The organism is Dactylosporangium salmoneum (assembly GCF_039532525.1).
GTDB lineage: Bacteria > Actinomycetota > Actinomycetes > Mycobacteriales > Micromonosporaceae > Dactylosporangium > Dactylosporangium salmoneum.
In genome coordinates, this window is sequence record NZ_BAAARV010000072.1 from 34,660 (window position 1) to 55,617 (window position 20,958).

Below are 20,958 nucleotides of genomic sequence, written 5' to 3' on the forward strand. Positions count from 1 at the left end.
CCCCATGTTCCGTACGAGAGTGCTGCTCGGCGCCGGCTTGGCCATCGCGGCCGCCGTCACCCTGCCGATCATCAACGCCCTGCCCGCCGCCGCCGTCGCCGGGCGCAACCTCCCCGCCAACGGCAAGGTCCTGTTCCTCGCCGGGCAGACCACGCCCGACCTGACCGCGCTCAAGCAGCAGGTCCTCGACGTCGACGCGAGCTTCCCGCGGCCGGGCGGCGTCACGCTGTACACCAACATCTCCCCCAACGCGTGCAACGGCCTCACCGCGACGTGCAACCTCAACGGCAACGTCTTCAACTTCGACCAGACGCTGTCGGAGTACCCCGGCGCGGCGCTCGCCGTCGGGCTGTACCTGGCCGACAACCCCGGCTGCAACAACCAGCCGCTGCGGGCCATCATCGGCCGCCAGGACGCCGACATCGCGGGCGCGCTGGGGCAGCAGTACCGGCAGAACCTCGACAACCTCATCACGTACCTGAAGAACACCAACCGGGCCATCTACCTGCGGGTCGGCTACGAGTTCGACGGGCCGTGGAACTGCTACAACACCGACTTCTACAAGCAGGCCTTCCGTGTGGTGAAGCAGCGCATCGACGCCCTCGGGGCCACCAACGTGGCCACCGTGTGGCAGAGCGCTACCTACCCGAAGGACGGCGACGCGCAGTACAAGTTCGACTTCAGCAACCCCAGCCACCTCACCGACTGGTACCCGGGCGACGACGTCGTCGACTGGATCGGCATGAGCACCTTCTACTGGGACGCGAACTTCCGGCAGTACCAGTGGGCGTGTGACACCCCGACCACGGCCAGCCCGAAGTCGCTCTACGACCGCTCCCTGACCTTCGCCCGCGCGCACAACAAGCCGGCCATGATCTCGGAGTCGACGCCGCAGGGGTACCGCACCGCCAACCTCGACGCGTCCTGCACCAACGTGAACAACCGCGTCTCCCTCAACGGCGACTGGACGAAGATCGGGTCGTGGTACGACCAGTACTTCTCCTACGTCAACGCCAACACCGACGTGCTGCGTGCGGCCGCCTACATCAACAGCAACTGGGAGGCGATCACCCAGTTCGCCTGCCCGCCGGGCGCGACCGCCGGCTCGCCGAACTGCACCGACGGCTACTGGGGCAACAGCCGCGTCCAGGACAACGCCAACATCAAGGCGAACTTCAAGCGCGAGCTGCAGAACTCGGTCTTCGTCAACGGCACCCTGTCGGGCCGCGGCGCCAACTGGGGCGGCGGCACGGTTCCCCCGACCTCGAACCCGCCGACGTCCAACCCGCCGACCTCGCCGACGCCGTCCCCGACCGGCGGCAACCCCGGCAACCGCAACGCCTTCGCCACCATCGAGGCCGAGTCGTACGACAGCCAGTCCGGCACCCAGAAGGTGTCCACGTCCACGGCCAGCGGCGGCGTGGAGGTCGGCTACTTCGGCAACAACGACTGGCTGCAGTACAACGGCGTCAACTTCGGCGGCCGCAACCCCAACATGGTGACCTTCCGCTACTCCTCGGGCCGCCCGACCAACCAGGCGTTCACGCTCGAGTTCCACGCGGGCTCGGCCACCGGCCCGGTCATCGCCGCCCCCGGCCTGCTGGGCACCGGTGACTGGCGCACCTACAAGGAGATCTCCTTCAACGTCAGCAACCTGCCCGCCGGTACCACCACGATCACCGCGGTGGCCAAGGTGAGCGACAGCGCCGACGCGCTCGACCTCGACTGGTTCAAGTTCGTGTGACATCTCGCCCGGATCGGGTGAGCGACGGGGTGATTCGTCTGCTCACCCGGTCCGGAAGGGATCGGCGGGGACTGATGCGGCTTACCGTCGGTCCATGCCTGCAGCCCTCGTCCGACCGTACGTGCGGGTCATCCCGATCACCCACGTCGCCCCGGCGTACCCCCGCAGCTCACCCATCCCGGCCCGCCCGGCGCCGGTGGAGTACCGCCCGCGCCACTCGACGCCGGTGACCTCGGCGCCGGTGGTGCCCCGGCCCCGGCCGCGGCCCCGCCGCCGTCGCCGGTACCCCACCCTCGCCTGGGGTGCGCTGCTCGTCACGCTGGCTACGAGCGGCGTCGCCCTGCGCCCCGAGCCGGTCGCGCAGCTGAGCGGGCACGTGACCTCGACCGAGATCGGCCGCCGGGAGACCGCCGTCGTCCCGGCCGACGCCAACCAGGCCGGACTCGCTCCGGCCGACGAGGCCCCGGCCGACCAGGCTCCGGCGGACCAGGTCCCGCCGCACCCGGCCGCAGCGGTCCACCACCACCGCTGACCGATATGCTGCGCGGACCGGCCGCGCGGAGCCGGGCAGCCGGCGTGGGACGGTCAGCATGGAACAGCAGCGGGAGATCCTCGACTGGCAGGCCTTCGGCACGGCCGCGCGCGAGCTCGCGCAGGCCATCGCCGACGACGGTTTCCGCCCCGACCTGGTCCTCAGCGTCGCCCGGGGCGGGCTGCTGGTCGCCGGCGCGCTGAGCTACGCGCTGGACGTCAAGAGCATCCACATGCTGAACGTCCTGTACTACACCGGCGTCGACGAGCGCCTCGAGGCCCCCGTCATCCTGGACCCCGTGCCGGACCTGCGCGAGCTGTCCGCCGCCCGCGTCCTCATCGCCGACGACGTCGCCGACACCGGCGCCACCCTGGAGGTGGTCCGCGAGTTCTGCGCGGGGCGGGTGGCGCAGGTGCGGTGCGCGGTGCTGTACGAGAAGCCGCACTCGACGGTGGCGTGCGAGTACGTGTGGCACCGGACGGACCGCTGGATCAACTTCCCGTGGTCGAGCCTGCCGCCGGTCACCGACCCGTCGGCGCCCGTCACCGGCTGACGTCGCCGGACAGCAACGCCAGCAGGTCCGACAGCGGGGGAGTGGCGCCGGCCAGCCGGACGCCGGCCGAGGCGCTGCGCAGCAGGGCGCCGGCGGCTCATGTCCAGCACGGGCCCGACACGGACGCCACCTTACCGAACGCCGGCGCGCCGCCGCTGCGGGCGACGCGCCGGTGTTCGGTGCGGATCTACGCCCAGACCTGCAACTCGGAGAGCTGGCCGGCCGGCCAGCCCGTGTTCGCGGTGAACGTCGCCCGCCAGTAGCGCTGGGTCGACGCCGGGAAGGTGATGGTGACGGTGTTGTTCGACGACGGGTTGAAGGCGTAGCTCGCCGAGGACACGACCGTGGTGAAGCTCGCGCCGTCGGCGGAGCCGCTCAGGGTCAGGGTCTGGTTGCGGGCGCCCCACGACGCGGGCAGCTGGAGTACCACCTTCGTGGCCTTCTGCGCGCTGCCCAGGTCGACCTGGACCCACTGCGGGAACGCGTTGTTGGCGCTCTCCCAGTAGGAGCCCTGGTTGCCGTCGGTCACGTTGCCCGAGCCGTACGTCTGGTTGTGCGACGACTCGCTGGTCGGCTTGCCCGCGGCCAGGTTGGACGGGGGCGGGGTGGTGCCGCCGGAGGCGAACGCCAGGCTGTTGAGGTTCCAGCCGCCCGTGTCCTCGACGAGGGTGAGCACCTGCTGGCCGGCCGGCAGGGTCACGGTCGCGGTGACCGAGGCCCACGCCTGCCAGTCGCCGGTGGCCGGGAGGTTCACCGCGCCGGTCAGGTTGGCGCCGGACGCGTTGGCCAGGTGCCAGGCGCCGGTCACCGCGGCGGGGGCGGCGACCCGGGCGGTCACCGTGTACTGGCCGGCGGTGGCCACGTTCACCGTGTAGCGGAACCACTGGCCGCCCGACGTCCAGCCGAGGTTCCAGCCGCCGCCGGCGTCCGAGGTCGGCTCCAGGTCGACGCCGTCGGCGCGGTAGCCGGCGCCGCTGCCGTTGACCGAGGTGACGTTGTAGGCCAGGCCCTGGCCGCCGGTGTCGTAGTTCTCGGCCTGGACCGTGCCGGGGATCGCCGCGGGGGTGCCGCCGTACGGGGCCTCGACCGGGCCGCCGCCGCCCTGCCAGCTGTTGCCGCTCAGGGTGGCCGCGAAGCCGCCGGAGTTGTTGAGGTACGCCGACGCGCCCGCCTTCAGCCCGGTCACCGTGTTGCCGGTGATCGTGGCCGAGCCGCTCGGGGCCGGGTAGAACGGCGGGGCGATCACCACGCCGTTGCGCCACGGCGACGTGACCGTGTTGCCCTGCAGCTGGGTGTTGGTCGACTGCGAGAAGCCGATGCCGTCGTACAGCGAGTCCGTGACCGTGTTGTTGGTGACGTTCACCCGGTCCACCGCGCCGACGTTCTGCCCGTCGCCGCCGTTGCCGATCTGCAGCGCCGGCTGGCCCTGGCTGTAGCCGTTGCCGCCGGAGCGGGCCACGACGTTGCCGTTGACGGTGGCACCGAGCAGGTCGCTGCCGTTGACGCCGAACCGGCCCGCGCCCAGGCCGATGTACCGGGCGGTGTCGGAGACGAGGTTGTACTCCACGTCGTGCCCGGAGCCGCCGTAGATGCCGATGCCCTTGCCGCCCCACGGGGCCACGATCGTGTTGTGCGTGAACGACACGTTGGACATCGCCGTGTAGTACGTGCGGGTGCCGTTGCCGTCCGTGTTGTAGTTGACCGAGTTGATCGCCATGCCGTCGTCGCCGGTGCCCCGCACGAAGTTGTTCGTCGCGGACAGGCTGTTGCCGACGGTGCCGTTCAGCGACACGTTGTTGAGGTTGATCCCGTCGGCCCAGATCGTGGTCAGGCGGCTGTTGCGCACCTGCCCGCCGGTCCCGGAGGCCCAGAACCCGGACAGCGTGTGCTGCGTCCAGATGTCGTCGGCGACCCAGTTCGTGCCGGTGGTGTCCATCGCGCCGCCGGCGCCGTCGGCGGTGGCCCGGCTGGTGGCGTTGGAGTCGACGTGGAAGTCCTTCACCGTGGTCGACGTGAGCTGGAAGACGGCCCCCAGCGGCGTCGGGTTGGGCAGCGGTACCGCGCGGTAGACCGTGCTGTACCAGGGCCCCGCCCCGGCGATGGTGATGCCCTGCGCGTGCAGCCCGTTCGTGCCCTTCAGGTAGAAGGTCCCGGCCGGGATCCACAGTACCTTGCCCTGCGCCTGCGCCTGGTCGATGCAGCTCTGGATGGCCCCGGTGCTGTCCACGCCCGGGTTGTCGGCGACCGCGCCGCAGGACGTGATCGACAGCGAGTTCGCCGGCTGGGCGATCGGCGCCGGCTGCTCCACGTCGACGACGTCGATGTCGTAGAACGCCGCCGTGTTCGCCGCGTCCTTCTGCAGCGCGAACGTGGCCCCCGCCGCGATCGGCGTGCCGGTCACGAAGGCGCGGGCCTCGTCGAAGAACACCCGCGGGTTGCCGTCGGCGGGGTTCTGGTCGCTGCTGTCGTTGTAGTGGTTGTTGCCCTCGTACACCCACGTCTGGCGCGACGTGAGGTTCAGCGCCTGGCGGTAGGTCCCGTCGACGTACAGGTTGAGGGTGGCGTCGATGCCGCCCCCGCCCGGCGCGTCGGGGATGCTCGCCCGCACGACGATCGCGCTGATCGGGTGCCCGGTGGTGTTGGTCCACTGGACCTTCTGGCCGGTGCCGGCCAGGTGCACGTACGCGTGGCCGGACGCCTCCAGGGCGGGGCTGGAGTACTGCGTGGTGGGCGCCGAGGTGAGCGCCACGGTCGACGCTCCTCCGGCAAGGGTGCCGGCCTCGGCCTCGAGGCTGGTGAACGGCGTGGTGGCGCCGGCGGTGGTGGCGGCGGAGACGGGGCTGAGCGGCGCGACGAGCAGCGCGCCGACCAGCCCGGCCGCCCCCACCACCCCGACAGCCCGGCGTCCCGCCCGCATGGACGGTCGTTGCATGGAAACACGTCCTCCTTGTCGCGGCACGTAGCGGCGGCCGCAAGTATTTGCATGCAACGCTGGATCCGCTCGCGCGTCAAGAGTCGTTTCCGCGATCGATCTCGGCAAAATTTTGACGAAACCGAGATTGGCGCGTTGATCAGGCGTACTCGGGCATCCGCACGGCCTCCGCGGTGCGCCGGGCCGCGTCGGCGATCATCTTCTTGCCCGGCAGATACGGGACCAGCCTGATGTACTGGTTGAGGAACGCGGTCAGCAGCCGCCCCTGGGGCACCATCATCCTGCTCGTGCCCTCCGCGCCCTGCTGGGCACCCTCGGCGTAGGGGCGCATGATCCGCTCGTACGCGGCGAACGCGGCGGCCGGGTCGCCGGGGTGGCGGTCCAGCTCGCCCGCGAGGACGTAGGCGCCGACCACGGCCAGGCCGGAGCCCATGCCGGACAGCAGGCACGGTGAGTACGCGGCGTCGCCGAGCAGCGTCACCCGGCCCGTGCTCCAGCGCGGCATGCGGACCTGGGCGACGCTGTCGAAGTACCACTCGGGGGTCTTGAACATCGCCTCCAGCAGGCGCGGCGTCTGCCAGCCGATCCCGGCGAACGCCTCGGCGACGGCGCGGCGCTGGGCGTCGGCGTCGCGCCGGTCCGGCAGCCGCGCCGGGGTGGGCAGGAACAGCTGGGCGCGCGCCTCGGCGTTGTGGTTGGCGCTGGCCACGATGACGACCTTGCTCGTCGTGCGGTAGGCCTCGGCGGTGTGGTCCAGGCCGAGGAAGTTGCCGACCGGGAAGATCGCGCAGTGCAGCCCGAGGTGGTGCACGTACCGCTCCTCGGGGCCGAAGGCGAGCGCCCGCACCGCGGAGTGCAGGCCGTCGGCGCCGACGACGAGGTCGTAGCGGGCCGCCGGGGCGCGCTCGAACGCCACCGTCACGCCGTCCTCGTCCTCGTGCAGCGCCGTGATCGCGTCGCCGAAACGGTACTGCACGCCGATGGGGGCCGTGGCGTCGTACAGAATCCGGCCGAGATCGCCGCGCAGGATCTCGACGTCGCCGGCGAACAGGTCGGCCGGCATGCGGCTGACCCGCCGGCCGGACTCGTTGACGTAGTACATGGCGCCCATGCCGGTGCGGCGGCGCTCGATCTCCTCGAGGACCCCCATGCGGCGCAGCACGCCGAGGTGCGCGGCGCCGCGGAAGTCCACGGCGTGGCCGCCCTCGCGCAGGCCGGGGGCGCGCTCGACGACGGTGACGGCGTGGCCGCCGCGGCGCAGCCAGTAGGCGAGGGCCGGTCCGGCGACACCCGCGCCGGAGATCAGGACGTGCATGAGGGGTCTCCTTCGCTCGACTGTTTAAGGATTAAACACGACTGTTTATGATATAAACAAGGGGTGGATGACGACGGAGTTCCCGCGAGCGTCGCGGCGGCCTGGGGGCTGCGCGACCGGCCCGGCTACGGCCCGCGGCCCGGCCTGAGCCTCGAGCGGATCGTGGACACCGCGGTGCGGGTGGCGGCCGCCGAGGGCCTCGCGGCGGTGTCGATGGTCCGGCTGGGCAAGGAACTCGGCACGTCGGCGATGGCGCTGTACCGCTACGTCGCCGCCAAGGACGAGCTGCTGGACCTCATGCTCGACGCCGGCGTCGGCACCCCGCCCGAGCCGGCGCCCGGCGGCGGCTGGCGGCCGCGGCTGGAGGCGTGGGCCGGCGCGTACCTCGCCGCGCTGCTGGCCAACCCGTGGATGCTGCAGGTGCCCACCGCCGCCCCGCCGATCACCCCGAACCAGATCGCCTGGCTGGAACGCTGCCTCGCCGCCCTCGGCGACACGGGTCTCGCGGAGCGGTCGAAGCTCTCCGTCGTCATGCTCCTCGGCGGCTTCGTGCGCAGCTGGGCGGCGACCGCCGCGGCGGCGATGCGGGCACCCGGCGACCGCCCGCGGATCGACTACGGCCGGGCCCTGACCCGGCTGGCCGTCCCGGCCCGGTTCCCGGCCATCGCGGCCGCCATCGCCGCCGGCGCGATCGACGACGACGCCGAGTTCGACCCGGACGCCGAGTTCGCGTTCGGCCTCACCCGGGTCCTGGACGGGATCGCCGCTCTGGTTGACGGCACGCATAGACAGGAGTGAGATTGATGTATGTTGCGGCGATCAGTGCTGATGTGTTCCGCGGCGGCCCTCGCGGCCGCGAGCCTGCCCGAGGACGCCTGGGCCGGTCCCGGTGACCCCGTGGCGAAGCTCCTGTCCGGGCTGAGCCTGGAGCAGAAGGTCGGGCAGCTGTTCGTCGGGTACGTGTACGGCGACAACGCCACCGCCCCCTCCGCCGCCGACGCGGCCGCCAACACCGCCCGCTACGGGGTGGCCAGCGGCGCTGAGGTCGTGCGGCGGTACCACCTGGGCGGGGTCATCTACTTCACGTGGAGCCACAACCTCGGCGGCGGGCCCGCCCAGATCGCCGCGCTGTCCAACGGGCTGCAGGCGGCCGCCCGGGCCGACGCCGGCATCCCGCTGCAGATCAGCACCGACCAGGAGGGCGGGATCGTCAACCGGATCGGCGCCCCGCTCGCCATCTCCCCGGGCAACATGGCCGCCGGCGCCACCGCCGACCCGGGCGCCGCGCTGCGGGCCGCCCGGGTGAGCGGCCAGGAACTGCTCGCCCTGGGCATCAACGTGGTCGACGCGCCCGTGGTGGACGTCAACACCAACCCGCGCAACGCCGCCGACGGCCCCCGCGCGTTCGGCGACCGCACCGCCGCCGTCGCGCTCTTCGGCGCCGCGGCCGTGGCCGGCTACCGCGCGGCCGGGATCGGCGCGCAGGCCAAGCACTTCCCCGGCCTCGGCGACACCACCGTCAACACCGACAACGGCGTCGCCGTCACCGACGAGACCCGCGAACAGATCCTGGCCACCCATGTGCCGCCGTTCGTGGCCGCGATCGCCGCGGGCGTGCCCAGCATCATGGCCGCCCACATCGTCGCGCCCGCCCTCGACCCCTCCGGCGCCCCGGCCAGCCTGTCCCGCCCGATCGTCACCGGCCTGCTGCGCGAGCGCCTGCGCTTCGACGGCGTCGTCGTCACCGACGCCCTCGACGCGGCCGCCCTCGCCGGCCTCACCCAGGAGCAGATCGTCCTCGGCGCCCTCGACGCCGGCATCGACCAGCTGCTCATGCCGGCCGACCCGCCGCGGGCCGTGCGGGCCGTCCTCGACGCCGTCGCCGCCGGCACCCTGACCGAGGCCCGCATCGACCAGTCGGTGCGCCGCATCCTGCGCATGAAGCGCGCCCTGGGCCTGTTCGACCGCGGCGACGCGCCGGCCCCGGTCGTCGGCACCCCGGAGCACCTGCAGACCATGGCCGACATCGCCGCCCGCTCCGTCACCAAGCTCAAGGGCGCCGGCCTGCCCCTGGCCGCCGGGTCGAGCGTGCTGGTCACCGGCTGGGGCGTGAGCACCACCCAGACCCTCACCGACGGCCTCGCCGCCCGCGGCCTGAGCGCCACCCGGCTGTGGACCGGCTCGCCGTCGCCGGCGCTCATCGCCCAGGCCGTCGCCGCCGCCCAGACGGCCGCCGCCACCGTCGTGACGACCAACAACGCCTGGTCCGACCCGACCCAGGTGGCCCTCGTCCAGGCGCTGCTGGCCACCGGCCGCCCGGTCGTGGTGGCCGCGGTCGGCGGCCCCTACGACATCGCGTACTTCCCGACGGCCCCCGCCTACCTCGCCGTCTACGGCTACCAGCCCCCGTCGCTGGCCGCCCTGGCCGACGCCCTCACCGGCCGGGCCGGCACCCCGGGCCGCCTGCCGGTCACGATCCGCACGCCGGACGGGGCCTCGGTGCTGTACGCCTTCGGCAGCGGCAGCTCCTGACATCGGGTTATGTTGTTCCCAGGGGTCTGATCATGCCGACGGTACTGCTGGTCGACGACGACCGGGACGTGCGCTCGATGCTGGAGACCGTGCTCGACGGCGCGGGCTTCGACGTCGCCGCCCACGACAACGGCCGGGCCGCGGTCCGCGACGCCCTGCGCCGGGTCCCCGACCTCGCCGTGCTGGACGTCTCGATGCCGGGGATGTCGGGGCTGGACGTGTGCCGGGAGCTGCGCGCCCACCCGGAGACCGCCCAGCTGCCGATCGTGCTGCTGACCGCCCTGGGGCAGTGGCTCGACGTGGCGTCGGGCTTCGCGGCGGGCGCCGACGACTACGTGGTGAAGCCCTTCAGCCCGCGCGACCTGCTACAGCGCATCGAGCAGCTCCTCGGCCCGGCCTGATCGGCTTCGTCCCGGCTTTTCGCGCCCGCCGGCCGGGTGCTCAGGCGCGCGGGTCGCGGGGCGCCTCGCGGGGCAGGCGCAGCTCGATGGCGCCCCCGTCCGGCCCGGTCGCCATCCGCAGGCTGCCGCCGTGCCGTGCCACCACCGCCCGGGCCAGCATGAGCGCGGTCGAGGTGCGGGCCCCGCCGGTCGCGGTGAAGAGGCGGTTGCTGGTGAGCTGCTCGTGCAGCGGCACCCGGACCAGCCAGCCGCCCGGGCCGGGCGCCGCGGCCACCCGCACCGGGCCGTCCCCGGCCGAGGCCACGGCGACCGACAGCAGCCGCTCGACGAGGGCGTCCAGCCAGGCCGGGTCGGCGGTGATCGGGCCGTCGCCGGGCGCCTCCACGGCCAGGGTGACCGGGGCTCCGCCGGCCTGGCGCGCGTTCCACCGCTCGACGGCGCCGCGCAGCAGGGCCGGAAGGTCCACCGGGCGCAGGTCGAGCCCGACGGAGCCCTGCTCGAGCGCGTTGAGGGTGGACAGTTCGTCGACGACGTCGCCGATGCGGGCGGCGCTGCGGCGCACGACGTCCAGCAGGTCGGCCATCTCCGGTGCCGCCGACGCGTCCGGCATCAGGTCCAGCATCGTGTTCGTCGAGGTCAGCGGCGTGCGCAGCTCGTGGCACAGCGCCGCGACGAGCTCCGTCTTCTCCGCCACCTTCTCGGCCAGGGCCCGGTTGTGCTCCCGCAGCCGCTGGCGGATCTGGGCCTGCAGCGTCACGTCCCGCACCACGAGCACCCAGCAGCCGTCGCCGCTGAGCCGGTGCCAGGCCGCCTGCACGCTGCGCCCGTCCGGCAGCCGCAGCTGCTGCGGGTGCTCCGGCGGCGGCCACGTCAGCGCGGCCGCCGCGGCTCGGGCGTCGTGGGCCGCCAGCGCCTCCCCGACCTCGGACAGCGCCATGCCGAGCGGGTCGGCGAGCCGGCCGTCGCCGCTCAGCCCCAGCAGCGCCGGCATCGCCCGGTTCACCAGCACGAGCCGCCCGTCGGGGCCGGCCACCGCCACGCCCACGTCGAGCACGCCGAGCACCTCGGGGAGCAGGCTCGGTGCGAGCCCGGGCGCGGCGGCCACCTTCGCCGCCTCGGTCGCCGGCATCGCCGCGTTCACCGTGACCGCCCGCCGTGCGCCGGGTCCATCGGTCAGGCTCGCGTCGGGTGCGCCTGGGCGTTGCCCAGCCGGTCCCAGCCGCCCCCGCCGGCGGTGCTGGTCAGCGCGTCGATGCGGGCCAGCAGGTCGCCGGCGCCGAAGGGCTTGACCACGTAGTCGGTCGCGCCGGCGCTGAAGCCGTCGGCGACGTCGCCGTGGGTGCCGCGGGCGGTGACCAGCAGGACCGGCGTGCGGGCGGTGGCCGGGTCGGCGCGCATCGCGGCGCAGACCTCCAGCCCGCTGCGGCCGGGCATGGAGACGTCGAGCACGGCCACGTCGGGGTGCCGGGCGAGGGCCAGCCGGAGCGCGGCGTCGCCGTCGCCGCACGCGAGGACGGTGTGGCCCGCGCCGGTGAGCATGAACTCCAGCAGCTCCCGGACCGCGTCGTCGTCCTCCGCCAGCAGCACCGTCGCCATTCCACCAGGCCCCTCGGGTCGGTTGCTTTCCGTCCGACGGTACCGAATCCTCATGATCCAGGTGCTACGTTCGGCGGGATATAAACCGACACATCCGATATGCCCGCCGCCGCCCTGCCGCGGCCGGCGTCACCGACGGGGAGGTTGCCCCTCCATGTCAGCCGGACTGCCAGCCGCACCCGGGCCCCCGCCCGGCAAGGGCCAGCTGCGTGCCGAGTTCATGCGGATCGCCTCCCACGAGCTGCGTACCCCGCTGACCTCCCTGCGCGGGTACAGCGAAATGCTCGTGAGCGGCCGCGCCGGCCAGCTGAGCGAACAGCAGCTGCGCATGGTGACGATGATCGACCTGTGCGCCGGCCGGGTGTACGGCATCGTGGAGGACCTCATCGTCCTGGCCGGGCTCGACGAGGGCAGCTTCGGCCTGGCCGTCGAGCCGACCCGGCTGGCCCCGCTCGCGGTCCGGGTCGCTGGCGAGTTGGCCACGCAGGCCCGCGCCGCCGGGGTGACCATCGACGTGGCCGTCCCGGACGCCGCCGCGCTCGACGCCGACCCGCGGCACCTGCAGCGGGCCCTGGCCAACCTGCTGTCCGCGGCCATCGCCTTCGCGCCCCGCCAGGGAACGGTCCGGCTGGCCGCCGAGCCCGACCCGGGCGGTTCGGTCCGCCTGGCGCTGCTCTGCCCGCCGGGCGGCACGCCGGCAGACGAGCAGCGCGCCCTCTACGAGCGCTGCTTCGGTCCGGGCCCGGCCGAGCTGGAGGGCGTCGGGCTCGCGCTGGCCGTGGTGGCCGCGGTGGTACGGCACCACGGCGGCTCCCTCGCCGTCAGCGCGAACGACGCCGAGGTGACGGTGACCGTGACCCTGCCGCCGGCGCCGCCGCCCGACCCGTCGCACATCGTGCTGCGCCGCCGTTCGCCGGTGCGCACCTGACCCGGCGAACCGGATCTGCTGCCACCTCGCTCGGCTGCGGCCGGGGGATCAGCTGCGGGCTTGCTCGCCTGCGGCCGGGGGATCAGCTGCCGCCGAGCGAGGCGAAGAAGTCGCCGAAGCCGTTCGCGATGTCGAGGAGGCTGCCGCCGATGGTGGTCACCACGTTGGCCGCGGAGTGCGGCCGGTACGCGACGAAGAACACCAGAAACGCCAGGCCACCCCATCTGAGGATCTTCTTGACCATGGTCGCCTTTTCCTCCCCGTCCGGGTCGCCGGGCATTCAGCGTAGCCGTTGAATGACGCTGCGTGAAGTTGCTCGATGCACGATGTGCTATGTCGATCGCAACACACTGAGGCCCATTCACGGGGGGTTCACTCAGGCCCCCGGTAGGGGATCATGGACCCGTGCGGGCGGCCTTCTTCCTCGACTTCGACAACGTGTTCAGCGGACTGTTCAAGCTGGACCCCGAGGTGGCGGTGCTCTTCGCCACCGAGCCGGGGACCTGGCTGCGGCGGCTGTCGACCACCCTCACTCCGGATGACCCGCGGCGCTGGCTCATCCTGCGGTGCTACCTCAACCCGGCCGGCTGGGTCAACGCCCGCGACGGCGCCGGCGAACCCACGCGGCTGTACTTCTCCCGCTTCCGCCCGTCGTTCGTGCGCGCCGGGTTCGAGGTGATCGACTGCCCGCGGTACAACGCGACGAAGAACGCCGCCGACATCCGCATCGTCGTCGACGCCCTGGACGCGCTGGCCGACGAGGCCCGCTACGAGCAGTTCGTCATCGCGTCCGGCGACTCCGACATGACCCCGCTGCTGCAGCGCCTGCGCCGCGCCGACCGGCGCACGATGATCGTCTCCCCGGCCGACGCCGCCGAGGCGTTCACCGCCATCGCCGACCAGCTGCTGGACAGCCAGCAGCTGCTGGCGCTGGTCCAGGGCGAGCCGGTCGACCTCGACGACGAGCCCGACGAGGTCGCCGCCGGCGGCTTCGAGGACACCGGCGCCGTCGACGAGGCCCACGAGCGCTTCCGGGCCATCGTCACCGCCGACTACGAGGCCGCCGAGTCCCCGCTGAACATGGCCGCCCTGGCCTACCGGCTGCGCGGCGAGCTCGGCCCGGTGATCGCGGCCAGCGGCTGGTTCGGCCTCGGCAGCTTCGCCCGGGCCGTGGAGGCGCTGGGCCTGCCCGGCCTGCGCATGTCCCAGCACCTGCTGTGGGACGAGGGCCGCCACCCGACCCCGGAGACACCCGCGCCCGGCGCCCAGCGCACCACCCTGCCCGAGCCGGTCGAGCGCCTCGCCGACCAGCTCAGCCTGCCCCGCCTGCCGCAGGCGTGGTGGCCCTCGATCTACGAGACGCTGTCGGCGTACGCCCGCACGCACCGCTTCAACCTGACCCAGTGCACCAGCTGGTCCCGCGACCAGCTGCGCGACGGCGGCGTCCCGGTCAGCCGGGGCGCGGTCGCGTTCGTGGTCCGCGGCACCTCGTTCGGCGGCTCCCCGCTGCACCGCCAGCCCCCGCCGACCCCCACCGAGATCGGCGCCGCCTTCGTCGACAACGTCCTCGCCCGCGCCGAGGCCGCCCAGATCCCCCTCACCGGCGAGGAGGAGGCGGCCGTGCGGACCTGGCTGAGCCCCGCCCCGCCGCTTCCGGACTAGCCGGGTGGGCGGCTGCCGTCGGCCGCGCGGCCTCGGGCGCAGCGGTCTGGGCCGTGCTCACAGCGATGTGCCTGGAAGCGGCCGTAGTCCGCCGATCCTGCCCGGCCCTGCCATGACGTCGTGCTCGTTGCCGACCCCGGCCTCGTCGGCGACCGCCACGGCCGCCTCCGGTGACAGGAGCGGCACCGCCTCGAAGGGCACCTGCCACCGCGCGGTCAGCCACGCCTCCGCATACAGCCCCCGCGTGCGGCGCGGGTCCGGCACGGCCGCCGCGAGCCTGCTCAGCACCGCTGCCAACGCATCCCGGCCGTTGAGCGAGCGGGCGATGCGCTCCGCCCGGTCCGGTTCCCCGGCCGCAGCCAGCCCCGCCACCAGCTCCGTCAACGGGCCCTCTCGAGACCCGCGGCGGACGACCCGCTCGGCCTCCTCGGCGAGACGCCGCGCGCGGGCGTGGTTGCCGGCCGCCTTGTGCCTGGCCGCGATCCGTGCCAGCAGGTCGCCCGCGCGTCCCGGCCGGTCGCGAGCGAGGCGCTCGGCTCGATCGAGGTCGCCGGCCGCGGCGAGTGCGATGGCAAGGGCGGCGTTGATGTCCTCCGCCGAGTTCCTGTTGGTGGCCCTGGCGGCCTCGGCCGCGATCTGCTCGACAAGGGCCTCGGCGCGCTCGCGCTCGCCGGCGGCCATCAGCGCCGGAATCAGCGCGGCCAGCTGCCCGTGTCGCCCGGTCCGGGCGGCGGCCCGCCGGACGAGATGCTCGACACCGTCGTGGAGACCCGCCTTCGTCAACCCGGCGACCAGCAAGGGCAGCACCGGTTCTGCCTCATACGGGATGCCGATCTCGTGGGCCAGCCGCGCAGCCCAGGTGAACTCCCCGGCCGAGATCAAGGCGGTGGTCAGCCGTTCCAGCGTGACCGCGCCATCGTAGCCTGCCGTCTCCCGGGCCTGCCGTTCCACCTCCTCGGCGAGGCCGCGCGCCCGGGGATCGCCTGCCGCCGCAAGCCCGGCCAGGAGGGGCGTCAGTGCCATCACCAGGCCCGCACCGGCCGTCAGGCGCGCGCCTTGCTCGACCTCCTCGGCGAGGCGGGCGGCGCGATCGTGCTGCCCGGCCGCGGCGAGCGCGGCCGCCAGCTCCGTCAGGGCCTCGGCCCGGAGGCCGGCGTTGCCGATGGACACGGCGACGCGCTCGGCCGTGCCGAAGGCCCCCGTGGCGATGAGCTCTCTGGTCAGCCCGGGCCGTTCGGCAAGCGGCAGGTCGAGCCGCCAGGCGATCGGTTCGGCGCGCTCGTCGCCGCCGTGCGCGGCGACCGCGACGACGACCGCCCTGCCCGCGTCGAGGCCGCGGCCGGTGCCAGCGAGGCGCTCGGCGCCGGCGAGGCGCTCTGCCTGCTCGTCGGCACCGGCCGCGGCCAGCACCGGGATCAGCCGCATGCGGGCCTCGGTCCGCTGCCTGGCGCCGGGCATCTCCTCGACCAGCCGCTCGGCGCGGTCCGGCTCGCCGGCGGCCACGAAGGCAACGGCGAGCGCGGTGAACACGGCCGCCCGGTACGGCCCGCCGTCGAACGGCAGCTCGGTGAACGCGCGGGCCAGCCTCTCGGCGCGGTCGAGGTCACCCGCGCGGACCAGCGCCGTCACCACCTCGGTCAGCGCCTGCGTGGTTTCAGGTCGCTGGTTGTCGAGCCCGAGCAGGCGGGTGCGGGCGACGACGCGCTGGGCGCCACCGAGGTCACCCACGGCCACCAGCCCCGACGCGAGCAGGCCCAGATCGGCGGCCTGCGCCGCCGAATCCTGCCCCGGCGCGCAGGCTGACCGCTCGGCGCGCGCGGCGATCCGGGCCGCGCGGCTGCGCTCGCCCGCTCCGGACAGCGCCCGCAGAAGGCCGACGGCCATCGGGACCGGTGGTTCGACGAGTCGCTCCACAGCGTCGGCCAGCTCGCCGACGGCACCCGGCTCGCCGACGGCACCCGGCTCGCCGACGGCACCCGGCTCGCCGGCGGCGCCGAGCGCGAGGGCCAGCTCGGCCAGCCGCGCGGCGTGCCGAGGTGGATCGCCGGCCCCGGGCATCAGCTCCAGGTGCCCGATGACGCGCCGCACGAGCTCCGCGTCGCCTGCCGCGGCCAGCGCCGTCAGCCAACGGACCCGTTTGCCGGGGTCGTCCACGCTCTGGGCGAGCCGTTCGGCGCGGTCGAACGCGCCGGCTTCGATCAGTATCCCCAGCAGCCCGTCCAGCGCGGCGGACCGGGCGGACGGCTCGGCGATGGCGCCGGCCAGCTCCTCGGCACCGTCGTGGTCGCCCCGCGCGGCCGCCGCCCCGGCCAGCTCCGCGAACGCCTCGTCCTGTCGCTCCGCGGGGAGGACGTTGATCACCCGGCGTGCCTCGGCCTGGGCGTTGGTCGCGTCCAGCGCACGCACCAGATCGAGCAGCGCCTGGGCCCGGACGCTGTGGTCGGCGACGTCGAGGGCCAGGCGTTCAGCCCGTCCCGGCTCGCCGGCCGCCACGATCGGTGCCACGAGCGCGGCTTTCGCCCGCCCCTGACGGTCCGGGTCGCTGATGCTGGCGGCGAGCGCCTCGGCCCGGCGGACCTGGCCGAGGGCGGCCCAGACGGCTGGCAGGCCCGTGGGAATGTTCCGGGTGCGGTCGGCGAGCTGGTCGCGGCGGTACGCCAGGCGGGCCATCGTCGCGAGGTCGGCATCGGCCTGCGTCAGTGTCAGGCGCTGGGCCGCGCGGAGGTCGTCCAGCGCCCCCGCGTCCGCACCGGTGGAGCGCAGCAGCCAGGCGTGCCGGGACTGGTCCAGGGCCAGGGCGGACAGGCGGCGGTGGTCCTCGGCGGCGGCGAGCATGCGCGGATAGCCGCGGGACAGGTACCCCGGGGTGTCGTCCGGCCAGCCGCGCTCCCGGTATCCGTCGGCCCACGAATGGATCCGGTCCGCGAAGACGGCCACCTGCGTGTGCCCCAGCTTCTGCAGGGCCTCGACGCGCAGGGTCTCGTGGGCGAACAGGTAGACGAGGTCGGTCCCGGCGCGCACGGTGCGGCCGAAGACGCCGCCCAGCAGGTGCTCTATCTCGTCGCGCGGAGCGGCGGTCAGGTGTTCCAGGTCGTCGAGGGTCAGGCCACCCCCGCTGGCGGTGACCAGGCCGACGACCTGCCGGTGCAGGCCGCCCGCGGCCAGGAGACGGCCCAGCTCGTGGCGGGCCTCCAGGGCGAGCTCGCCGGCCCACGGCGACGGGGTCAGCGGGCGGACCGGGCAGGTGCGGACCGGGTGGTCGCCCGCGACGTCGGACGGGATCGGCGGGTGCGGGCGGCCGGCGAGGACCACCCGCAGGCCCGGGTCGGGGTGCTTGGGCAGCAGGGACGCGATGGACGGTACCGCCGAGCCGGGCTCGGCGCCGGTGTCCTCGTCGATGCCGTCGACGACCAGGATCAGGCGGCGGCCGTCGCGCACGGCGCGGTCGGCGGCGTCGCGCAGGAGGCGGCGGCGGTGGGCGTCACGGCCGGCGGGGGAGTGCAGGGGCGGCAGGGGTTCGCCGAGGTACGCCGAAAGCTGCTCCAGCAGGGCATCCGTGAACGCCGTGCTGTCGGTCTGGCCGGCCAGGCGGGCGGTGATGAAGAACGACACGACGTCGAGGCCGGCCGGCGGGTGCAGGACGAACGTGGACAGCAGGGCGGTCTTGCCGGCCCATGGGCCCGCCTGCCACCAGACGTAGGGTTCGTCGCCGGCGCAGAAGGCGGTCAGCTCGTCGATCTCGGCGGCCCGGTCGCGCAGCCCGGCGGCAGGGGCGAGGTCGCGGACCTGGGCCAGGTACGCGGCGGTGGTCGTCTCGGCGGCCGGGCGGGGCAGCACGTCGACCGGCTCCACCCCGGCGGGCAACGGTGACCAGCGATCGATGCGGGCCACGGTGAGGCGGTTGGGGCCTTCCCTGGGGTACTGCCGCGAAATCACCCCGATGAGGCGCTCGCCCGCGAAGACGGGCCCGCCGGACATGCCCTCCCACGGGGAGACCCCGGCCGCGTCGGGAGCGGGCGGGGCGACCGTCACCTGGAAGGTCGACTCGCGGCGGTTGGCCAGGGCGGCCAGGGTGCCGGGCTCGTGGGCGAGCACGCGGAAGGTGTCCCGCAGCTTCCAGCGCGGGTAGCCGAACACGGCCACGTCGAGCACGGCCGGCCGGTCGCCGACGGTGCCCCACTGCGGGCGCTCGGTCGCGGCGGGCAGCGTGCCGTCGATGGGCGCGAGCAGGGCCAGGTCGGGGCCGGGGTCGGCCCGCGCGACGGTGGCCGGCAGGGCGGCGGCGCCCTCCGGGCGGATCTCGATCGACGCGGCGCCCTCGACGACGTGGGCGGCGGTGAGCACGGCGTCGGGGGCGAGCGTGTAGCCCGACCCGACCCAGCGCGAGCCGTCGGCCCGGCGGACCACGAGCATCACGATCCGTCGGGGATCGACCACGCACCCATCACATCACGGCGGCGCCAGGCGGCCGGATCCACCGGCCGCCCGGTTTTCAGCGCCGACCGGTGGGCGCCGGGGGCAGGACCCGGGCGTCGGGGCCGGGGTACACCAGGGCCTCGTGGCCGTCGTGCCACCGCACGGTGTACGGCGGCGTGTGGTCGTCGCGGCGGACCTTCGTGATGACGCCCTCGCGGCGGCCGTCGCCGACGTGCGTGCCCTCGATGATCAGGCGATCTCCGACGTTCGCGTGCATCGCTCCTCCTCGCCTGAGTTGCGGTTGTTGCCCTTCCAGCATGCCCCTCCGATCAGGGCAGGCGGGCCTCGATTCCGTCGAGCAGCATGGCCAGGCCCAGGTCGAACTGCTCGTCCGGCGGGGCCGGCTCGGGGGCGGACAGCCAGCCGGTGAGCAGCGGTACCGTGCCGTCGGCCGCGGCCAGGTCGCGCACCGTGGCGAAGGCGCCCGGCTCGTCCAGCCGCTCGAAGCGGGCCTCCTGTGCCTCCTGCACGCCGCTGCCGACCACGTGCCGGTCCAGCAGCGCGGCGAACGTGAGCGCGCGGCCCACCTCGACGCCCCGGCCGGTCAGGATGCGCAGCATGCACTCGAGGCGGCGCATCGCGTGCGGTCCGGCCGGTGGGCGGGTGTGCACCAGTTCGGCGTACCAGGGATGGCGTTTGATCATCCAACGCGTCCCGGTGGCGATGTCGTGCAGGGCGGCCCGCCAGTCGGGGCCAGCGGGGTCGGGCAGGCGCACCTCGGCGGCCGCGGCGTCGAGCATGAGGTCCACGAGGCCGTCCTTGTGGTGGACGTACCGGTACAGGGCCATCGGCGTGTAGGGCCCCAGCCGCGCCGCGACCGCCTTCATGGTGAGCGCCGCCGTCCCGCCCTCGTCGGCAAGTTCCATCGCCGCCGCGACGATCTCGTCTCGCCCGAGCCGGCGCTGGCGGGCGGGGGGCGCGGGAAGGGCCCACACCGGGGGAGTACCTGCTGGCATGGTTCAAATATACGAGCTATACCTGAGTATATGAACAAAACTTTCCGGGTCGGTGTGGTGCGCGGGATCAGCTATGGGCTCTTCGGGCCGCCGGGCGAGTTCGTGCCGCAGGCCCGCGCCCTCGGCGCCGGCCTGGTGCGCGCCTACCTGTACTGGTCCCAGGTCGAGCCGGAGCCGGGCCGCTTCGACTGGACCGCCACCGACGCGCTGCTCGCGCAGCTCGACGGCGACGAGGAGGCCTGGCTGACCGTGGTCTCCAGCTCGCCGTGGGCGACACAGCGGCCGGCCACCTTCCTGCCCCCGTCCCCGGCCAAGGACATCGCCGACTACGAGCGGTTCGCCGCGGCGCTCGTCGAGCGTTGCCGGGGCTGGATCCGGTACTTCCAATGCGACAACGAGCCGAGCAACACCGCCCTGCTGTGGGCCGGCACCGCCGACGACTACGTCGCACAGCTGCGCGCCCTGCACCGTGCCGTCCACGCCGGCGCGCCCGGTTCGCTGGTGGTCCTGGGCGGGTGCGGGTACGACATGCTGAGCAGCGCCGAGGACAGCCCCGAGCGGGCGTTCTTCGACCGTGTGCTCTCCCTCGGCGGGGACGCGTTCGACGCCTTCGACGTGCACCTGTACGGCCCGCCGGAGCGGGTCGGCGACTACGTCGAGCAGGCGCGGGCGATGATGCGCCGCCACGGCTGCGAGCGCCCGGTCTTGGCCGGCGAGCACGGCGGCCCGGTGCTGTTCGAGTTCCCTGAGCTGGAGTCGATCCTGGCCGCGACGTTCGCCGCGCTGCCCTCGGACCCGGCCTCGCTGGCCGCCGAGTCGTCGCCGGAGCGGCGCGCGATGGCCGCCCTGTACGCCCGGATGCCCGAGCTCCCGCCGCGACTGCAGATGCTGATGGAGGGCTGCCCGGGCGAGCTGTCGGTCAAGCGCGACCGGATCGCGTGCCGGCAGGTGGTGACGCGCACGGTGCGGGCGCTGGCCGCGGGCGTGACCCGGACCGCGTACTGGAACCTGGCCCCGGAGATCCCGGGCTACCGCGACCGCTACCAGATGATGGACCTGCTCTTCGGCCGGCTGCCGCTGCTGGACTTCGACGGTGACGGCGCGCTGACCCGCCGCCACCCGGCCGCGGACACGTTCGCCCTGCTGTCCCGCGAGCTGGCGGGCGCCACGCAGATCCACCGCGCCGAACCCGCGCCGCGCGGCGACGGTGAGGGCGGCCTGCGCGGCGGCGCCGACCTCGCGCTGGATCACGAGCGGCAGCGCGACGGCGGGCTCGACGCGCCCGGGCCCGATCGCGAGCGGCGGCGCAACGACGGCGACGGCGCGCGAGG

17 protein-coding genes are annotated in these 20,958 nt (G+C 74.2%); 9 read left to right on the plus strand and 8 right to left on the minus strand.

All coding sequences use genetic code 11. The features are described from left to right. Positions 1–4: 4 nt before the first annotated feature. The 3 genes from ABD352_RS37165 to ABD352_RS37175 all read left to right on the plus strand — a co-directional run bounded on the left by ABD352_RS37165 (position 5) and on the right by ABD352_RS37175 (position 2,829). On the plus strand, positions 5–1,744 hold the full coding sequence (locus tag ABD352_RS37165) for a carbohydrate-binding protein (protein ID WP_344617243.1): 1,740 nt from the start codon (positions 5–7) through the stop codon (positions 1,742–1,744). Between the two features lie 94 nt (positions 1,745–1,838). Then, entirely contained in the window at positions 1,839–2,276 is a 438-nt protein-coding gene (locus ABD352_RS37170) for a hypothetical protein (RefSeq protein ID WP_344617244.1), read from the plus strand. Positions 2,277–2,334: 58 nt separating this feature from the next. Continuing rightward, the gene (locus ABD352_RS37175) at positions 2,335–2,829 is read left to right on the plus strand and encodes a phosphoribosyltransferase (protein ID WP_344617245.1); all 495 of its coding nucleotides are present in this window, start codon (positions 2,335–2,337) and stop codon (positions 2,827–2,829) included. Positions 2,830–3,016: 187 nt separating this feature from the next. Here the strand turns inward: ABD352_RS37175 and ABD352_RS37180 are convergent, their stop codons facing one another. After that, positions 3,017–5,761, minus strand: coding sequence for a galactose-binding domain-containing protein (locus ABD352_RS37180; protein ID WP_344617246.1), 2,745 nt, complete (start codon positions 5,759–5,761; stop codon positions 3,017–3,019). Positions 5,762–5,900: 139 nt separating this feature from the next. Next, positions 5,901–7,076: an FAD-dependent monooxygenase gene (locus ABD352_RS37185; RefSeq protein WP_344617247.1), complete on the minus strand. Its 1,176-nt coding sequence runs from the start codon at positions 7,074–7,076 to the stop codon at positions 5,901–5,903. Positions 7,077–7,139: 63 nt separating this feature from the next. Here ABD352_RS37185 and ABD352_RS37190 point away from each other — a divergent pair, with 63 nt between their 5' ends. From ABD352_RS37190 to ABD352_RS37200, 3 genes are read left to right on the plus strand one after another with little or no spacing between them, the layout of a single operon-like run. Then, positions 7,140–7,874 (plus strand): TetR/AcrR family transcriptional regulator, encoded by a 735-nt coding sequence (locus ABD352_RS37190; RefSeq protein WP_344617248.1) that lies wholly within the window; start codon positions 7,140–7,142, stop codon positions 7,872–7,874. 30 nt (positions 7,875–7,904) lie between these two features. Next, positions 7,905–9,608, plus strand: coding sequence for a glycoside hydrolase family 3 protein (locus ABD352_RS37195; protein ID WP_344617259.1), 1,704 nt, complete (start codon positions 7,905–7,907; stop codon positions 9,606–9,608). Positions 9,609–9,640: 32 nt separating this feature from the next. Beyond that, the gene (locus ABD352_RS37200) at positions 9,641–10,009 is read left to right on the plus strand and encodes a response regulator transcription factor (protein ID WP_344617249.1); all 369 of its coding nucleotides are present in this window, start codon (positions 9,641–9,643) and stop codon (positions 10,007–10,009) included. A gap of 40 nt (positions 10,010–10,049) precedes the next feature. Here ABD352_RS37200 and ABD352_RS37205 read toward each other — a convergent pair whose 3' ends face one another. Together ABD352_RS37205 and ABD352_RS37210 are read right to left on the minus strand one after the other, a co-directional pair. Further along, entirely contained in the window at positions 10,050–11,138 is a 1,089-nt protein-coding gene (locus ABD352_RS37205) for a sensor histidine kinase (protein ID WP_344617250.1), read from the minus strand. 44 nt (positions 11,139–11,182) lie between these two features. Continuing rightward, entirely contained in the window at positions 11,183–11,605 is a 423-nt protein-coding gene (locus tag ABD352_RS37210; RefSeq protein WP_344617251.1) for a response regulator transcription factor, read from the minus strand. Between the two features lie 154 nt (positions 11,606–11,759). On the opposite strand from ABD352_RS37210, the gene ABD352_RS37215 reads away from it, so the two are divergent. Then, entirely contained in the window at positions 11,760–12,533 is a 774-nt protein-coding gene (locus ABD352_RS37215; RefSeq protein ID WP_344617252.1) for a sensor histidine kinase, read from the plus strand. Between the two features lie 82 nt (positions 12,534–12,615). Here ABD352_RS37215 and ABD352_RS37220 read toward each other — a convergent pair whose 3' ends face one another. Next, a complete protein-coding gene (locus ABD352_RS37220; RefSeq protein ID WP_344617260.1) occupies positions 12,616–12,813 on the minus strand; it encodes a hypothetical protein in 198 nt (65 codons plus the stop codon). Positions 12,814–12,938: 125 nt separating this feature from the next. Between ABD352_RS37220 and ABD352_RS37225 the strand changes: the two genes are divergently transcribed. Then, the gene (locus ABD352_RS37225) at positions 12,939–14,195 is read left to right on the plus strand and encodes an NYN domain-containing protein (RefSeq protein ID WP_344617253.1); all 1,257 of its coding nucleotides are present in this window, start codon (positions 12,939–12,941) and stop codon (positions 14,193–14,195) included. Positions 14,196–14,252: 57 nt separating this feature from the next. Here the strand turns inward: ABD352_RS37225 and ABD352_RS37230 are convergent, their stop codons facing one another. From ABD352_RS37230 to ABD352_RS37240, 3 genes are read right to left on the minus strand one after another with little or no spacing between them, the layout of a single operon-like run. Then, on the minus strand, positions 14,253–18,632 hold the full coding sequence (locus tag ABD352_RS37230; protein WP_344617254.1) for a trypsin-like peptidase domain-containing protein: 4,380 nt from the start codon (positions 18,630–18,632) through the stop codon (positions 14,253–14,255). A 55-nt stretch (positions 18,633–18,687) separates the two neighbouring features. Beyond that, the gene (locus tag ABD352_RS37235; protein ID WP_344617255.1) at positions 18,688–18,888 is read right to left on the minus strand and encodes a DUF1918 domain-containing protein; all 201 of its coding nucleotides are present in this window, start codon (positions 18,886–18,888) and stop codon (positions 18,688–18,690) included. A gap of 52 nt (positions 18,889–18,940) precedes the next feature. Then, complete coding sequence (locus ABD352_RS37240; RefSeq protein ID WP_344617256.1) at positions 18,941–19,627, minus strand: TetR/AcrR family transcriptional regulator C-terminal domain-containing protein; 687 nt, start codon at positions 19,625–19,627, stop codon at positions 18,941–18,943. Between the two features lie 30 nt (positions 19,628–19,657). Between ABD352_RS37240 and ABD352_RS37245 the strand changes: the two genes are divergently transcribed. Further along, a partial coding sequence (locus ABD352_RS37245) for a hypothetical protein (RefSeq protein WP_344617257.1) occupies positions 19,658–20,958 on the plus strand: 1,301 nt, incomplete at its 3' end.

Coding starts and splice junctions, on each gene's coding strand:
- ABD352_RS37215 (WP_344617252.1), top strand. CDS start 11,760: ATGTCAGCCGGACTGCCAGCCGCACCCGGGCCCCCGCCCGGCAAGGGC.
- ABD352_RS37205 (WP_344617250.1), bottom strand. CDS start 11,138: ATGCCGGCGACCGAGGCGGCGAAGGTGGCCGCCGCGCCCGGGCTCGCA.
- ABD352_RS37180 (WP_344617246.1), bottom strand. CDS start 5,761: ATGCAACGACCGTCCATGCGGGCGGGACGCCGGGCTGTCGGGGTGGTG.
- ABD352_RS37240 (WP_344617256.1), bottom strand. CDS start 19,627: ATGCCAGCAGGTACTCCCCCGGTGTGGGCCCTTCCCGCGCCCCCCGCC.
- ABD352_RS37235 (WP_344617255.1), bottom strand. CDS start 18,888: ATGCACGCGAACGTCGGAGATCGCCTGATCATCGAGGGCACGCACGTC.
- ABD352_RS37220 (WP_344617260.1), bottom strand. CDS start 12,813: ATGCCCGGCGACCCGGACGGGGAGGAAAAGGCGACCATGGTCAAGAAG.
- ABD352_RS37210 (WP_344617251.1), bottom strand. CDS start 11,605: ATGGCGACGGTGCTGCTGGCGGAGGACGACGACGCGGTCCGGGAGCTG.
- ABD352_RS37165 (WP_344617243.1), top strand. CDS start 5: ATGTTCCGTACGAGAGTGCTGCTCGGCGCCGGCTTGGCCATCGCGGCC.
- ABD352_RS37185 (WP_344617247.1), bottom strand. CDS start 7,076: ATGCACGTCCTGATCTCCGGCGCGGGTGTCGCCGGACCGGCCCTCGCC.
- ABD352_RS37170 (WP_344617244.1), top strand. CDS start 1,839: ATGCCTGCAGCCCTCGTCCGACCGTACGTGCGGGTCATCCCGATCACC.
- ABD352_RS37175 (WP_344617245.1), top strand. CDS start 2,335: ATGGAACAGCAGCGGGAGATCCTCGACTGGCAGGCCTTCGGCACGGCC.
- ABD352_RS37200 (WP_344617249.1), top strand. CDS start 9,641: ATGCCGACGGTACTGCTGGTCGACGACGACCGGGACGTGCGCTCGATG.
- ABD352_RS37195 (WP_344617259.1), top strand. CDS start 7,905: ATGTGTTCCGCGGCGGCCCTCGCGGCCGCGAGCCTGCCCGAGGACGCC.